Source organism: Rhizobium sp. 01T417, assembly GCF_056398905.1.
In genome coordinates this window covers 18393-32801 of sequence record NZ_JBFTQH010000017.1, presented here as the reverse complement: position 1 = coordinate 32801, position 14409 = coordinate 18393, and the positions used below count along the sequence as shown (strand labels likewise).

Below are 14409 nucleotides of genomic sequence, written 5' to 3'. Positions count from 1 at the left end.
AATCATGTTAAGGGCCATGGCGTTATTCAGATGTGAAAGTCTTATCCATGGCCACTCCTCTCACAATCGCCGACCTCAAGAGCCTCGCCCAGCGCCGCGTCCCGAAGATGTTTTTCGACTATGCGGATTCGGGTGCCTGGACGGAGTCGACCTACCAGGCGAACGAGAGCGATTTTGCCAAGATCAAGCTGCGCCAGCGCGTCCTCGTCGACATGACGAACCGGACACTTGAAACGACCATGATCGGCCAGAAAGTGTCGATGCCAGTGGCGCTCGCCCCGACTGGCATGACTGGCATGCAGCACGCAGACGGCGAAATGCTGGCAGCCCGTGCTGCGGAAGAAGCCGGCGTTCCCTTCACGCTGTCGACGATGAGCATCTGCTCGATCGAGGATGTCGCCTCGGTTACCACCAGGCCATTCTGGTTCCAGCTCTACGTGATGCGCGACAAGGATTTCGTGCTCAACCTGATCAACCGCGCCAAGGCGGCGAAGTGCTCGGCTCTCGTATTGACCGCTGACCTGCAGATCCTCGGCCAGCGCCACAAGGACCTGCGCAACGGTCTCTCCGCCCCGCCGAAGTTCACGCCGAAGCACATCTGGCAGATGGCGACACGCCCCTTCTGGTGCCTCGACATGCTGCAGACCAAGCGCCGCAGCTTCGGCAACATCGTCGGCCACGCCAAGAATGTTTCCGATCTCTCGTCGCTCTCCTCCTGGACCGCCGAACAGTTCGACCCGCAGCTCTCCTGGGCCGACGTCGCCTGGATCAAGGAGCAGTGGGGCGGCCCGCTGATCATCAAGGGCATCTGCGACGTCGAGGACGCCAAGGCAGCAGCAGAAACAGGCGCCGACGCCATCATCGTTTCCAACCATGGTGGTCGCCAGCTCGACGGCGCCCCCTCTTCGATCAGCATGCTGGAGCCAATCGTCGATGCGGTCGGCCACAAGATCGAAGTGCATCTCGACGGCGGCATCCGCTCCGGCCAGGACGTGTTGAAGGCAGTCGCCCTCGGCGCCAAGGGCACCTATATCGGCCGCCCCTTCCTTTACGGCCTCGGCGCCATGGGTAAGGACGGCGTTACACTCGCGCTCAGCATCCTCCGCAAGGAGATGGACATCACCATGGCGCTCTGCGGCAAGCGCGACATCAACGACGTCAATTCTTCCATACTGCTCGGTCGGCAGTAAGAAAAGAAGCTACGGCATCCAACCGGTCGCGAGCGCGCCTGCCCAATCCGGGCGGGCGTTTTCATTTGCGAGGCGCGACATGGCCATGTAGTCGTAGGCGACCGTGCGGAAGGCAGGGAGCCAGCCGGTCTCGCCCTTTTCCAGGATACAATAGGACGCCAGCGGGTGGCCGGTCTCGACCTTGTGGTAATGCGGTCGATCGTCGTCATAGGCCGGGCAGCCGACGCTGCCGGGATTGACGATCAGCCTGTCATCGCTGAGGCGAACCAGTCGCGGGATATGGCTATGGCCACAGAGGATCAGCGGGAAATCCGCGCCCGTGGCCAACGCCTCGATCTCTGCAAGCGGCTTCAGGAAGACATGGCCTTCCGTAGACACGGATTCCAGCCAATAGGTGCTGTCGTTCGCAGGCGTCGCGTGGCAAAGGTAGACCTCGCTCCGATAAACGGCGCTCGTCGGCAGGCCGCGCAACCATTGCAGGTCGTCCGCCGTCAGCTGATCAAACGCTGCCGTGTCCGAAAGATGCATGGCCTCGCGCCGCTGTTCGATCAGATAGCGATCGTGATTGCCGCGGACGGTTAGCATGTCTCGCTCCCGCAGAAGCTCCGCAGTTCGCCCTGCCGTCAGCGGGCCGCTGAAACAATCGCCGAGATTGACGATCTCGGTAACGCCCTGCGCCGCGATATCGGCCAGCACCGCCTCGAGCGCCAGATGGTTGCCGTGTACATCCGCGATCGCCGCAAACCGCATCACCTAGCTACCGCGATAGGTCGAATAGCCGTAAGGCGAGATCAACAAGGGCACGTGGTAATGCGCGGTGACGTCGGCAATACCGAAGCGGATCGGCACGAGATCCAGAAAGGCCGGGTGTGGCAGAGCAATACCCTCGGCGCGCAGATAGTCTCCGGCATGAAAGACGAGTTCATAAGTCCCCGCCTTGAAGCTATCGCCGATCAGGATCGGCCCGCCGTCGACGCGGCCGTCGGAATTGGTCTTGACCGTCTTCATATGGCGACGGACCTCTCCTTCAAGGTGAAAGAGATCGATCCGCAATCCCTCGGCCGGCTTGCCGGACGCGGTATCTAGTACGTGGGTGGTCAGTCCGGTCATAGGCTCGGCTCGCTGATGATGAAGGGCCTTTCGAAGAAGTATTCTTCCAGATTGTTGCCGGGTCCCTCGCGGTCGACAACAAGGAAATCGCTTACGGCGCCAAGCGACATCAACGGGTGGTGCCAGGTATTGCGGCGATAGTTCACGCCCTGATCGCCCCGCGCCAGAAACACCCGCGGACGACCGGGCTTGCCGCCCTCGTCCTCGGAGACGACGACGAGATAGGGGCGGCCGGAGATAGGCGAAAAACTCTGGCTGCCGAACGGATGCCGCTCCATCATGCCAACTTCATAGGGAAAGTGGCGCGGCTGGCCGCGAAACAGGTTGATGATGACGCGCGCGCCCTCGCCTGCCGCTTCGGCAGCGGCAAGCGCATGGAAGCGCTCGGTCGTTCCGTTGTTGATATAGCGCATCGTTACCGGATCGGCTTCGATGATATCACCGAAGGGCGCAAAGGCGGATTTGGTCAGCGGAACAATATCGAGGATTTGAGACATGTCTTTATTCGCCTTCGGCACGCCAATTGCGCACGAGGTCAAGTCTGTAGAGCAGGTCGGGAACATCGTCTTTCGCGGTCGCCCAAATCTTGTCGAGATCGATGTCGAAATAGCCATGAGCAATACGATTGCGCATGCCTCGCATCGCGCCCCAAGGGAACTCGGGGTGCTCTACCATAAACTCGGGATGGATCTTTATGAGTTGTGCAGCGATCTCCGAAGCCATCAGGAGGCTCATTCCGACCGCCCGCTGAAGGATGATATCAGCCAGAAAGTGCTCCTTACTGACATCGGTGACCATTTGATGGGCATCGGTAGCGGCTTGCCGCATGCGCTCCAGCAGGTAGGAAATTCGCTCGAGGCTCATATGGGCTTCGCTTCCGAAAGGACACGGATACGCACGGGTTCGGGAAAGTCGCCGGGCGTCAGCAGATGGATGGACGTACCCAGCATCATCTGTTCCAGTGCGTCCTGCAAGCCGCCCAGCGTCAACAATGTGCTGCCCGGCAGCGCATCCACCAGAATATCCAGATCGCTGTCCGGCCGGTCCTCGCCGCGCGCCACGGAGCCGAAGACACGTGGGTTCGCCGCGTTGAAGCGCTTCGTCACTTCGCGGATCGCCTGCCTGTTCTTCTCCAGCACTTCGGATGGCCTCATGGCGCAACTATAAGTCACGGGCGCAAAAGAGAAAAGCACCAAGGAGCTGCCTGTCTCAACGCCCCGGCAGTATCATCTCAAGGCGCAGAAACGCGATACGCTCGACCTGTGCGGTGGCTGTTTCGAACTCTTCATCGCGCGTGTTGTCGATGCGCTTTTCGAAGGCAGCCAGAATGTCATCCTTGTTCAGGCCCTTAACCGCGATGATGAAGGGAAAGCCGAACTCTTCGACATAGGCCGTGTTGAGCTCGGTGAAGCGGCCATGTTCCGCGGCGCTCAGCCGATCGAGCCCGGCGCCTGCCTGCTCTTTCTTGCTGTCTTCGGTAAGCTCACCCGCTATCGCGAGACGTCCGGCAAGATCGGGATGGGCACGCAGCACGCCGAGCCGCTCCTCCGGACTCGCCGCCCGGAAGATGGCAACGAGCGCCGTGTGGACACGATCCACCGTCAGTTCGTCGCCGACGAAACCGTCGTCATAGGCACGCTCGGCAATGAACGGCGAATGTTCAAAGACACCGCCGTAGCGTGACACGAACTCGTCCCGCGAAAGCATCAGATTGTCTCCGGCTTGTGGTGGGCATGCCAATGCTGCGCGATCTCGATTCGCCTGGGTATCCACACCTTGTCGTGCTTCAGCACATATTCGATGAAGCGTTTCAACGCTGCGGCGCGACCGGGACGACCGACGAGACGGCAATGCAGGCCAACCGACATCATCTTCGGGCTGCCGGCCTTCCCCTCTTCATACAGCGTATCGAAGGCATCCTTGAGGTAAGTGAAGAACTGATCGCCGGAATTGAAGCCTTGCGGCGTTGCAAAGCGCATGTCGTTCGTCTCGAGCGTATAGGGTATGATCAGGAACGGGTTGTCATCGACACCCTTCACCCAAAACGGCAGATCGTCGGCATAAGAGTCAGAGGAATAAAGGAAACCGCCCTCTTCCATGACGAGGCGCAGCGTGTTGTCCGAAGGCTTGCCTTGGTACATTCCGTAGGGACGTTCGCCGGTCAGTTCCGTGTGGAGGCGCACGGCTTCCTGGATATGCTTGCGCTCGACGTCTTCCTGGAAGTCCTTGTACTCAAGCCAGCGGTACCCGTGGCTGGCGATCTCCCAACCGGCTTCCTTCATGGCCGCGACCGCCTCCGGGTTGCGCGCCATAGCAAGCGTCACCCCATAAACGGTGGCCTGAACCTTGAGCTCCGTGAACATGCGCCACAAGCGCCAGAACCCGGCGCGCGAGCCATATTCGTAAATCGATTCCATATTGAGGTTTCGCTGACCCGGCCAGGACGCGGCACCGACAATTTCCGACAGAAGGTTTTCGGAGGCAGGATCGCCATCGAGAATGCAGCTTTCGCCGCCTTCTTCGTAATTGATAACGAACTGAACGGCCACGCAGGCATCGCCCTGCCACTTCGGGTCGGGCGTGTTGCGACCGTAACCGATCAGATTGCGCGGATAAGTTTCGGATACCATGAAATCACCTTCCTGAAAGTCGGCGAAACGGTAGCATCCAGAGAAGGAATGTCGAGACGGAAAGTACGCAACAGAGTTTTGCCTTTGCGGCGCAAACTCTTAGGCCAGTGTAGGAACACGATCTCGACGTGCGCTGACCTTGCCCATCGGATGCAGCGAATGCACGCTAAACGGCCCGCCATTCCCCTCTTCGACCATCAGCGCGACATTGGCGACCTTGACGGGATCGGCGAGGACTGGCTCGAAGGCGTTCCGAAGCGCCTGCTCGACCCGTGGCATGTCGCAGTGGCTGACAGGACCGGTCAGCGGCATATGAAAGCGAAACTCGTCCATCACAAAAGGGCTGCCCCAGCGATACAGATTGGCGAACTGCGCCGCCGACAGGCCACCCGGGTCCGTCCGCTCGATTTCTGCCTCGCTCAACGGCGCCCGGAATCGGTCGAACTCTTGAACGACGGCACTGGAAAGATAGTGGACATGTTCGCAAGGCCGCGACGGAACGAGACTGTAGAATACACCGAGCCTCGCCACCTCAAGCTGATGGATGTGAAACGGCGTCAGCGTTCCACAGAAGCGCATCAGATCCCGCAGAAGTTGCGCCTCCGTTACGTCGGCGGCGAGGCGGAAGGGCGCCTTCAGAACACCTTGGAAGCCATAGCGGCGCGGTAGCGCCGTATGGAAGGCAATCTCGTGAATGCTCAGGCCGCGGATCGCTGTCGGCTCGACCATCTCGCCAGAGAACACGTTTCGACCCAACCAGTTTGCAGCCACGTGCGAAAGCGGGTCGCTCGCAGCGGGTGTAAAGCAAATGGCATAGCGCATCCAATTTCCTCCGTCGAACAAACGGCACAGCCCTCCGTCGGCGCCGCGGTTGCGCTAGCAGATAGGTGATTTGCATGACAGAATAACGAAAGGCAGGAGGTGCTAATTCACGTTTAGCGTGAAGCGACGCAGATGTGATTGGCGAGCAAGAAGCTTTCCGGCAGCGCGAAGGGCGGCTGGCGGCCGGCCGCGAGGTGGATCGCTGCCGCAGCCAGACGGTGCGCCAGGCCGAAGCTGACCTTGAAGCCGCCGGTCAATGCGATCAGGCCGGCATGGTCGGGATGGACGCCGATCATCGGATCACGATCGATCGCTTTCGGCCGCAGACCGGCCCACCGCTCAACAACGGGCGCGCCTCGCAACGCCGGCACCAATTGGGCAGATGCCTCAAGCAGCGCGTCGAGCTGCTCGTCCGTCGAGAATGGTTCGTCGAAGCGATTCTCGCTGGTGCTGCCGACGGCGACATGGCCGCCCTCATGCGCAACGATATACAGCCCGTCGCGAAAGATCGTCGGCAAGGACGGGGCTATGTCGACTTTCAGCAGGGCTGCCTGGCCTTTGACGGGCTGGCCCAGCGGCTTCACAAGGCCACCGGTATACCGCTGCAGCAATGGAAAGGATTGGTGGCCGGCAGCGACAATGCACTGTCTGAAAGCAATGTCACCTGCACTGGTAATCGCAACCTTGCGCTCAAGAGCGAGATCATCGACCGAAACGTTTTCGGCAACGCGGACGCTCCGTGCGTCGCGCAGTGATGCCGCTAGGAGCGCGATGAGCGACCGCGGCGCGACTCTGGCGGCAAGCGTGTCGTGCACGAAGCCGCTTTCACCTGCCGCTGCGTCCAGCCAGTTGTCCTGGGGAGGCTTGTCGAGCACGCGCCAGTGGTAGCGCTGCTCGCCGGCGATCCAGCGATGCTTGGCATCCCGGGAATGACCGAGCGCGATCTCGCGCAAATGCGGCTTCGGCAGCGGAATGAGGCGGCCCGAGCGCCTATAGCCGGCGGAAAGACCGGTCTGCCGTTCCAACGCTGCAATCTCCGCCTCCAGAGAAACGAGCGCATCGAACTGAAATTGCTTCTTGGCATTCCACTTGTCCGGCATGTGCGGCATCAGCGCCCCGAGCAGACCGCCGCTCGCGCCGTGACCAAGCCGGCCGGCTTCGATGAGCCATGCATTGATGCCCAGGCGTTCCGCCTGAACCGCTGCCCATAGCCCCATGATACCGCCACCGATGATCAGCAGGGCAGTCGATGATTGACCGGAACGCGCGGTCGGACTATCGGCTTTTGGCATGACAGATACTGATCCCGAAAAGAGTGCTGGCCCCCACCAGCCGCTGGAGTGGCGCGACGGCGATATGCCCTATTCACCGGCCTTTGGCGACCATTTTTATTGCCAGACCGATGGCCGGCTGGAATGCGGACACGTTTTCCTCGCCGGCAACGGCCTGCCGCAGCGCTGGCAGGATAACGGCGACTTCCTGATCGGTGAGCTCGGCTTCGGCACAGGTTTGAATTTCGCCGAAACGTGGCGGCAATGGAAACTCTTTCGGCGCAACGGGCAGCAACTACACTTCATGTCGTTTGAACTTTATCTGATGCGGCGTGGGGAAATCGACCGTGCGCTTTCTCATTGGGCCGAGATCGACATCGAGCGGCAAGCCCTGGCGGCCGCCTGGCCGGAAACGCCGGAAGCAAGCGTCTTCCTGCGGCTCGATGACCAGACGTCGCTCAGCGTTATCCACGGCCATGCTCTCGAAGGCGTCGCGGCCGCGCAAGCCGGCTTCGATGCCTGGTATCTCGACGGCTTCGCCCCATCGCGCAATGCCGACATGTGGTCTGACGAATTGATGCGCCTCGTCTGCGAGAAGACGAAGCCAGGCGGAACCTTCGCGACCTATGCGGCGGCCGGCTTTGTCCGACGAAACCTGATCGCCGCCGGCTTTGCGGTGGAGCGTCGTGCCGGCTTTGCCGGAAAACGCGAGATGCTCTGCGGCATCAAATCCTAGACCCCGCGTGCTGCTCGCTCGCGCGCAGCCACAGCGCAAGCTTCTCTTCGAGCAGTTCCGGGCTAATCGGTTTTGACATGTAATCGTCCATTCCGGCGTCCAGGCAGAGATCGCGGTCGACCTCCAGCGTATGCGCCGTCACTCCGATGATCGGCACGCGATGACCTTGTACGCGTTCGCGATCGCGTATTGCGCGCGTCGCGTCGTGGCCGTTCATGACAGGCATCGAGACATCCATCATGATGATGCGTGGTGCGCAGCGATCCCATGCCTCGACCGCCTCCTCGCCGTTGCCGACGACGAGAAAACTGAGGCCGGTTTCCTGCAATATCTGCGTAAAGACGATCTGGTTGACTTCGTTATCTTCCGCAACCAGCACGTCGATGAACTCCGCCGGCGGCCATTCGGAAGGCTCAGCTTTGGCGAGCGGAGGCGGCGCTGCCTCCGGAACCGTCTTCCCCGCCGCAGCGATCTGTTTCGTGCGACTTGCCCGCACGACGTCAACGATGGTGTTTCGCAGCACGTTGGCCCGCGCCGGCTTCATCAAATAGGCTTGACCGTTAAGCGCGGCGAACTCTTTCTCCGTCCCGGAAATGTCCATTGAGGTCAGGAAGATGATCGGCAGCCGTTCAAAGCGGCTGTCGGCGCGCAGCTTCCGTGCGATGTCGGCGCCGTTCATGCCCGGCATCTGGTAATCCAGCACGACCGCATCGATCTCGATGCCCAACTCGTTCGCTGCGGCGATTATTGCCATGGCCGCCGGTCCGTCCTCGGCGGCGGCCCCATCGAAGCCCCAGAGGTCCAGCTGCTCGGCCAAAATCTGTCGGTTGACCGCGTTGTCGTCGACGATGAGAACGCGCGCACCCGTCACGTTGACCGGCAAGGGCTTTGGAGCAAGGCGCGCCGCTGCCACGGTGAGAGGCAGGTTTACCGTAAAGACCGAGCCCTCCCCCGGTTCGCTGTCCACCTCGAGGTAGCCGCCGAACAAGTCGACCAGCCCTGCCGTGATGGCAAGGCCAAGCCCGGTTCCCTCATGGCGACGCGTGGAGGATGAGTCGATCTGCGAGAACTTGTCGAAAATGGAGTCGAGCTTGTCGCCCGGGATGCCGATGCCGGTATCCTCGACCCGGATGCGCGCCATGATTTCGTCTTCCGCGCCCGGCGTAAAGCCGACGTCCACAAGGACGTGACCGCGCTCGGTGAACTTTATGGCATTGCCGACGAGATTGGCGATGATCTGGCGGAAGCGGCCGGCGTCACCGATCACGGCCGACGGCAAATCGGGTGCCGCGCGCACCAGCAGCTCTATGTTCTTCTCAGCCGCCTGCGAAGACAGGAGCGTTGTAACGTCCTCGATCGCCTCGACCAAATCGAACGTCGTGCGCCTGAGGGTCATCTGGCCGGCGTCGATCTTGGAGAAGTCGAGAATGTCGTTGATAATCGTCACCAAGGCGTTGCCCGACTTGGCGATGATATCGATGAACGTCTTCTGGCGCGTGTCGAGATTGGTCTTCGCCAGCAATTCGGCCATTCCGAGAACGCCGTTCATCGGCGTTCGGATCTCATGGCTCATATTCGCCAGGAACTCCGACTTGACGCGATCGGCGGCTTCCGCCCGGGATAGCAACCGCTCAAGCTCGGCCTCACGCTGCTTCGCTTCGGTGACATCGGTGAACAGCGCAACCCAGTGCTGCCGCTCGCTGATCGTCGCATCCAGGTTAACCCAGCGCGCTCCGGCGACATGGAACGGCGTCGAAATCGGCTTCTTGGCCGCGATGTTATCGCGCCAGCTCTGCAGGATTTCATCTTCCTGCCCGTGAAAGTCGCCACGTTCGGCGCAAAACCGGAACAGATCGATCCACCCCCGTCCAACTGCGAGATATTCAGGTGGTATGGCGAGGATCTCGCTGAGTGGCTCGCTGGCAAGCAGGATGTTGCCGTCCTGAACGATCAAGAGGCCCTGCGACATCGCCCGTGTCGCGTCCTCCATCAAGTCGCCGAGATGCGCGAGAGCCGCCCGCGTTTCGTGAATTTCCTTCTCCCGCTGGCGGACCGCAGTGACATCAGTATAGGAAAGCAGGACGCGACCGTTGGAAAGGCGGCCGCCCTCGAACAGGACCCGCTTGCCGTTAACCCAGCCCAGTTCTATTGGCGGCTGCTGTTCCGCAGCAAAATGCTTCTCGCGCCGGGCAAGGATCTGCTCCGGCGTGAGCCTGTCCCCATAGCGACCGAGTTGGTGATTGCGACGGATGACGTCGATGAAGGCCAAGCCGTCGAAGCGGTCGTCACGTGGTAGATCCCAGACATCGTAGAACTCGTCATTGGCGTAGAGGACGTTGCGCTCTTCGTCGAGGATCATGACACCGACTGGGAGAGCACGAAGAATGCCTTCAAGATCGTCCGTCAGCGCCCGGCTGCGAGCCAAGTCGGATGCCGAAAGCGTCGGCTTGGCCCCTGTCAGCTGATCGCCGCCGTCTTGATGTGGAGCTGTCCTTTCAAAAATACCGAGCACATAGACGCGGTCTTCGGACGGCGAGAAACTCTCGATCCGCACCCGCTCGCGCCCGAAGCCCCTGCTGTCCAAACAAACGGCACTTTCCTCACTCGCGAAGACGAGCGCGCGCCGCTCCTTGTCTTCGCGGGCCTCCTCTTCCGGCGTATCGATAAGTTCTCGGCTCCGGCAGCCGATGAAATCAGGGATCTCCCTTCCGAAGAAGGATGCATAGGCCTCGTTGACGGCCACATAGCGAAGCTCGCTGTTCTTGACATAGGCGGGGCGCTCCAGATCCGCGATCCGGCGGCAGGCCAGCTCGAGAAGGTCCCCGCTCGATGTCAAAGTTGGTCCTCAGTCAGGAAAAGCTTACTCATCGAGCAAGTATAACGGGCGCTCTTTAACAACCCTTTAACCATAATGCAGCGGCACCCTGCAGGACGCAGGTAACCTGTGCTCTAGCGCCGGCGCGGCCGCTGCGATGCAGCAGTTCAAACCGAATAAACCCTGCGGAACTGTGGTATAGTTTCACTCGTTTCTAAAATGAACTCGTTCAGTTGGCCCGTATACCCGAACGGTTTCGCCTGACGGCTTCAGGAACAAGCATCGTCTACGAAAGGAGACGACCATGTCCGTACTTCATAAAAGCATGGCGGCGGGCTTAATGGCATTGACCCTGACGGGTACAACCCTCATCCCGGCAACGCCCGCGAACGCCAATCATGACTTCTGGGGAGGCGTTGCCGTTGGAGCAGTCGGCGGCCTGCTGCTGTCGCAGGTTGGGCGCCCCTACGCCTATTACGGCTATCCGGGCCCATACTATCGACCGTACTATCGGCCGTATTACAGGTCCTACTATAGGCCGTACTACCAACCCTATTATGGGGGCTACTACAGGCCGGCATATCGGAGCTATTACAGGCCTTATTCGCGGTACTACTACGCGCCTCGGTGCCATATCGTATGGCGGCACAACGGTTGGGGCGACGCTTACCGGACACGGGTCTGCTACTGAGAACGGCGCTGGCATAGGGTGTCGCTGCGGTGGGCGTTGAGCCTGTGCTCTTGACTTTTGGCCCCAACTAGACCAAATGCAGGCCAGCTTTCACCTTCCGGCCGCCGCGTGAGCGTGCCCCTGCCAGCAAATAGGAGCAGGAAGAAGGGCAAAAGCGCATTTCGTACAGGCCGCATCCCAAGACGCGGGCAAGAAGCGCTGGAAAGCTTTTTCCAACAAGACAAGTTCCCACTTCACGCGGGGTTCTTGACGCCAGAATGACACCGGGCCGCATTTTGCGATCCGGCCGATTTTTTTGGCGCGCCCTAAAAAGGTTATGACTTGACCAATTTTGAATCGCTTGGCATCTCCAAGCCGATCGTCGCCACACTTTTCCAGCTCGGCATCGAAAAGCCGACCCCCATTCAGGAAAAGGCGATCCCGCTTCTTCTCGAAGGCCGCGACCTTATCGGCCTTGCTCAGACAGGCACCGGCAAGACGGCCGCCTTCGGCCTGCCGATCATCGAAAAGATCATCCCTGAAGAGCGGCGTCCGGACAACCGTACCACCCGTACGCTGATCCTCGCCCCAACCCGCGAACTGGTGAACCAGATCGCCCAGAACCTTAAGAACTTCCTGCGCAAGTCGCACCTGCGCATCAACGTCGTCGTGGGCGGCGTCTCGATCAACAAGCAGCAGCTGCAGCTCGAAAAGGGCACCGACATCCTCGTTGCCACGCCCGGCCGCCTGCTCGACCTCGTCGCCCGCCGCGCCATCGGCCTCACCGCCGTACGCTACCTCGTTCTCGACGAGGCCGACCAGATGCTCGACCTCGGCTTCGTCCACGACCTGCGCAAGATCGCCAAGATGGTGCCGAAGAAGCGCCAGACGATGCTGTTTTCGGCAACCATGCCGAAATCGATCGCCGACCTCGCCGGCGAATACCTGACGGACCCGGTCACCGTCGAAGTGACACCTCCGGGCAAGGCTGCCGACAAGGTCGAGCAGTATGTCCACTTCGTCAACGGCAAGAACGACAAGACGGACCTCCTAAAGAAGTCACTCACCGAGAACCCTGACGGACGCGCGATCGTCTTCCTGCGCACCAAGCACGGCGCCGAGAAGCTGATGAAGCACCTCGACCACGTTGGCTATTCGGTCACTTCCATCCATGGCAACAAGAGCCAGGGCCAGCGCGAGCGCGCCCTCAAGGCCTTCCGTGACGGCGACGTCAAGACGCTGATTGCGACCGACGTTGCCGCCCGCGGCATCGACATCCCGGCCGTCAGCCACGTCTACAACTACGACCTGCCGGAAGTTCCGGATGCCTACGTCCACCGCATCGGCCGTACGGCCCGCGCTGGTCGTGACGGCATCGCGATCGCCTTCTGTGCACCTGACGAAACCCGTCTCCTGCGCGACATCGAACGCCTGATGAACATCAACATCGCTGTAGCCAGTGGTGAAGCGCCTGCCAACATGAACGCCACTCCGCGCCGCGGCAATGGCAGTGGCAACAGCAATGGCAATGGCGGCCACCGCGGCCAGGGTCGTGGTGGTGAAAACCGTGGCGGTGAGCGCCGTGGCGAAGGCCATCGTGCAGGTGGCCGCCCGGAGCGTCGTCCGCGCCCTGAAGCTGGCGACGAAGTCCGCGCCAACAATGAGGAGCGCCGCGAGCGTCGTCCGCGTCCTGAGCGCCAAACCCAGCGCAACGAAGACTTCCGCGGCCAGCGCCGTGGCGAGGCTACGCCGATGACGTCCGGCCCCGACAACGATCTGGCGGCAACGTCGGACTTCCGTCCGGCCCGCAAGCCGCAGCGCCCCCAGCATGGCAACCATGCCAATGGCGAGAACCGTCATCATCCCGGCGGCGGCGCCCGCAATGCGCACGGCCGCCCGGCCCGCAAACACGGTGAAGATCGTGGCGCGCAGGCCCACGGCGGCGAACGTCGCGAAGGCAACGGCGGAAACCGTCGCGGCGGTCCGTCGCGCGGTGGCAACGGTCAGCGCCGTGAACGCGCCTAATTGAAAAAAGAAAGGGCGGGAGAAATCCCGCCCTTTGCAATACGCGTCTCACGACGCCAAATGATCCCGCGGCCTTACAATCTCGCCTTGTGGCAATTGGCCCATTGCATTAGCATGCTGGTGCTGCTGTAGGGCGCGTCGGCTTCGGGCCGGAGGGGCATTGCCCGCCTACGTACGACAAAGTCAAACGTAAGCCGCGCCCATGCCAAATATCGAAAACCTCAGAAAACAAGCCAAGACATACCTGCGATGGCATCGCGAACGGTACTATCCGGTTGCGGCGCAGATCAGGTGGATCCTGCCCAGATATCGAGATCAAAGCGATCGAGAAATATTGGACGCCGACTTCAAGCTCAGCGATGCTCAGGAGCTTGTTGCCCGAAAGCATGGCTTTACGGATTGGCCGGCGCTGGTCAAAGGGATCGAAACCATGACGAAATCGAAAGCGTCGGACAGTAGACGTCCGCTCGTCCTCTCCGCGGAGCCGCAACTCTTCGTCTCCGATATCATTGCCTCGTGCCAGTTCTATGTTCGGAAACTGGGTTTTGAAGTGGCGTTCCAGTACGGAGAGCCGCCATTTTATGCCCAGGTGTTTCGCGACGGCGCGCGCCTGAACCTGCGAAAGGTCGGCGGGCCGGTCTTCGACGCTGGCTTCAGAGCGCGAGAAGTCGACGCCCTCTCCGCAACGTTAACGGCCGACGATCCGAAGCGGCTGTACCTGGAGTATCAGGCCGCCGGCGCATCGTTCCACCAGCCCCTGCGCACCGAGCCATGGGGCGCACGCAGCTTCATCGTGCAGGACCCCGACGGAAACCTGATCGCGTTTTCAGGCGAGGCGACCTAAGCCCGCTGCAGCTCGGTCGTATCTGAAGCATTGATGCTTACCTGAAGTTTCCCTGATGCTCGCGCAACCGTATACCCGGCGCTCAGCCCGAAATTGAATCGGTTTTCGGCTCGAAAATGTTCATCTGCTCACATTTTGAGCGGACGCTGAGGATTGACGGCGGGCGTGTCGACGCCAGCTATCGATAAATGCCCAGTTTTTCGTCTGTTTTGGCCCTCGAGAAGGATTCACGAATCTCGCGTTCAAACTGTGCATGGTTCTTGCATTGCCATTTGCGTTGTATTCAAATGAACAAA

15 protein-coding genes are annotated in these 14409 nt (G+C 60.8%); 5 read left to right on the top strand and 10 right to left on the bottom strand.

Annotated elements, in window-relative coordinates; all coding sequences use genetic code 11:
- Positions 1 to 47 precede the first annotated feature (47 nt).
- Positions 48 to 1190, top strand: a complete 1143-nt coding sequence (locus tag AC1DPR_RS17710; RefSeq protein ID WP_018857521.1) for an alpha-hydroxy acid oxidase — start codon at positions 48 to 50, stop codon at positions 1188 to 1190.
- Positions 1191 to 1199: 9 nt separating this feature from the next.
- On the opposite strand, the gene AC1DPR_RS17705 is transcribed toward AC1DPR_RS17710, so the two are convergent.
- The 9 genes from AC1DPR_RS17705 to AC1DPR_RS17665 form a co-directional block, all read right to left on the bottom strand.
- Positions 1200 to 1940 carry a metallophosphoesterase family protein gene (locus AC1DPR_RS17705; protein ID WP_026371823.1) on the bottom strand — a complete coding sequence of 247 codons (741 nt, stop codon included), beginning with the start codon at positions 1938 to 1940 and terminating at the stop codon, positions 1200 to 1202.
- 3 nt (positions 1941 to 1943) lie between these two features.
- Positions 1944 to 2300 carry a hydroxyisourate hydrolase gene (gene uraH / locus AC1DPR_RS17700; protein WP_018857519.1) on the bottom strand — a complete coding sequence of 119 codons (357 nt, stop codon included), beginning with the start codon at positions 2298 to 2300 and terminating at the stop codon, positions 1944 to 1946.
- On the bottom strand, positions 2297 to 2797 hold the full coding sequence (locus AC1DPR_RS17695) for an ureidoglycolate lyase (protein ID WP_192305312.1): 501 nt from the start codon (positions 2795 to 2797) through the stop codon (positions 2297 to 2299). Before AC1DPR_RS17695 ends, uraH begins: the two co-directional genes overlap by 4 nt.
- Positions 2798 to 2801: 4 nt before the next feature.
- The gene (locus tag AC1DPR_RS17690) at positions 2802 to 3164 is read right to left on the bottom strand and encodes a HepT-like ribonuclease domain-containing protein (protein WP_018857517.1); all 363 of its coding nucleotides are present in this window, start codon (positions 3162 to 3164) and stop codon (positions 2802 to 2804) included.
- Positions 3161 to 3454: a nucleotidyltransferase family protein gene (locus AC1DPR_RS17685; protein ID WP_025660454.1), complete on the bottom strand. Its 294-nt coding sequence runs from the start codon at positions 3452 to 3454 to the stop codon at positions 3161 to 3163. Before AC1DPR_RS17685 ends, AC1DPR_RS17690 begins: the two co-directional genes overlap by 4 nt.
- 55 nt (positions 3455 to 3509) lie before the next feature.
- Positions 3510 to 4007 carry a 2-oxo-4-hydroxy-4-carboxy-5-ureidoimidazoline decarboxylase gene (gene uraD / locus AC1DPR_RS17680; RefSeq protein WP_477816814.1) on the bottom strand — a complete coding sequence of 166 codons (498 nt, stop codon included), beginning with the start codon at positions 4005 to 4007 and terminating at the stop codon, positions 3510 to 3512.
- A complete protein-coding gene (gene puuE / locus AC1DPR_RS17675) occupies positions 4007 to 4930 on the bottom strand; it encodes an allantoinase PuuE (RefSeq protein WP_192305314.1) in 924 nt (307 codons plus the stop codon). Before puuE ends, uraD begins: the two co-directional genes overlap by 1 nt.
- 99 nt (positions 4931 to 5029) lie before the next feature.
- Entirely contained in the window at positions 5030 to 5752 is a 723-nt protein-coding gene (locus AC1DPR_RS17670) for a DUF1045 domain-containing protein (protein WP_018857513.1), read from the bottom strand.
- A 113-nt stretch (positions 5753 to 5865) separates the two neighbouring features.
- The gene (locus AC1DPR_RS17665; protein WP_113471115.1) at positions 5866 to 7044 is read right to left on the bottom strand and encodes an NAD(P)/FAD-dependent oxidoreductase; all 1179 of its coding nucleotides are present in this window, start codon (positions 7042 to 7044) and stop codon (positions 5866 to 5868) included.
- Between AC1DPR_RS17665 and mnmC2 the strand changes: the two genes are divergently transcribed.
- A complete protein-coding gene (gene mnmC2, locus AC1DPR_RS17660) occupies positions 7043 to 7759 on the top strand; it encodes a tRNA (5-methylaminomethyl-2-thiouridine)(34)-methyltransferase MnmC2 (RefSeq protein WP_477816813.1) in 717 nt (238 codons plus the stop codon). The genes AC1DPR_RS17665 and mnmC2 overlap by 2 nt on opposite strands.
- On the opposite strand, the gene AC1DPR_RS17655 is transcribed toward mnmC2, so the two are convergent.
- The gene (locus AC1DPR_RS17655) at positions 7749 to 10595 is read right to left on the bottom strand and encodes a response regulator (RefSeq protein WP_113471117.1); all 2847 of its coding nucleotides are present in this window, start codon (positions 10593 to 10595) and stop codon (positions 7749 to 7751) included. The genes mnmC2 and AC1DPR_RS17655 overlap by 11 nt on opposite strands.
- Positions 10596 to 10878: 283 nt before the next feature.
- Between AC1DPR_RS17655 and AC1DPR_RS17650 the strand changes: the two genes are divergently transcribed.
- From AC1DPR_RS17650 to AC1DPR_RS17640, 3 genes are all read left to right on the top strand, one after another.
- Positions 10879 to 11265 (top strand): hypothetical protein, encoded by a 387-nt coding sequence (locus tag AC1DPR_RS17650; protein ID WP_082728539.1) that lies wholly within the window; start codon positions 10879 to 10881, stop codon positions 11263 to 11265.
- A gap of 321 nt (positions 11266 to 11586) precedes the next feature.
- Positions 11587 to 13269 (top strand): DEAD/DEAH box helicase, encoded by a 1683-nt coding sequence (locus AC1DPR_RS17645; RefSeq protein WP_477816812.1) that lies wholly within the window; start codon positions 11587 to 11589, stop codon positions 13267 to 13269.
- A 202-nt stretch (positions 13270 to 13471) separates the two neighbouring features.
- Positions 13472 to 14113 carry a bleomycin resistance protein gene (locus AC1DPR_RS17640; protein WP_018857508.1) on the top strand — a complete coding sequence of 214 codons (642 nt, stop codon included), beginning with the start codon at positions 13472 to 13474 and terminating at the stop codon, positions 14111 to 14113.
- Positions 14114 to 14409 lie beyond the last annotated feature (296 nt).

What these genes read in the sequence shown, in the direction of transcription:
- uraH (WP_018857519.1), bottom strand. Translation starts at nt 2,300, where the DNA reads ATGACCGGACTGACCACCCACGTACTAGATACCGCGTCCGGCAAGCCG.
- AC1DPR_RS17690 (WP_018857517.1), bottom strand. Translation starts at nt 3,164, where the DNA reads ATGAGCCTCGAGCGAATTTCCTACCTGCTGGAGCGCATGCGGCAAGCC.
- AC1DPR_RS17695 (WP_192305312.1), bottom strand. Translation starts at nt 2,797, where the DNA reads ATGTCTCAAATCCTCGATATTGTTCCGCTGACCAAATCCGCCTTTGCG.
- AC1DPR_RS17710 (WP_018857521.1), top strand. Translation starts at nt 48, where the DNA reads ATGGCCACTCCTCTCACAATCGCCGACCTCAAGAGCCTCGCCCAGCGC.
- AC1DPR_RS17685 (WP_025660454.1), bottom strand. Translation starts at nt 3,454, where the DNA reads ATGAGGCCATCCGAAGTGCTGGAGAAGAACAGGCAGGCGATCCGCGAA.
- AC1DPR_RS17670 (WP_018857513.1), bottom strand. Translation starts at nt 5,752, where the DNA reads ATGCGCTATGCCATTTGCTTTACACCCGCTGCGAGCGACCCGCTTTCG.
- mnmC2 (WP_477816813.1), top strand. Translation starts at nt 7,043, where the DNA reads ATGACAGATACTGATCCCGAAAAGAGTGCTGGCCCCCACCAGCCGCTG.
- uraD (WP_477816814.1), bottom strand. Translation starts at nt 4,007, where the DNA reads ATGCTTTCGCGGGACGAGTTCGTGTCACGCTACGGCGGTGTCTTTGAA.
- AC1DPR_RS17665 (WP_113471115.1), bottom strand. Translation starts at nt 7,044, where the DNA reads ATGCCAAAAGCCGATAGTCCGACCGCGCGTTCCGGTCAATCATCGACT.
- AC1DPR_RS17650 (WP_082728539.1), top strand. Translation starts at nt 10,879, where the DNA reads ATGTCCGTACTTCATAAAAGCATGGCGGCGGGCTTAATGGCATTGACC.
- puuE (WP_192305314.1), bottom strand. Translation starts at nt 4,930, where the DNA reads ATGGTATCCGAAACTTATCCGCGCAATCTGATCGGTTACGGTCGCAAC.
- AC1DPR_RS17640 (WP_018857508.1), top strand. Translation starts at nt 13,472, where the DNA reads ATGCCAAATATCGAAAACCTCAGAAAACAAGCCAAGACATACCTGCGA.
- AC1DPR_RS17705 (WP_026371823.1), bottom strand. Translation starts at nt 1,940, where the DNA reads ATGCGGTTTGCGGCGATCGCGGATGTACACGGCAACCATCTGGCGCTC.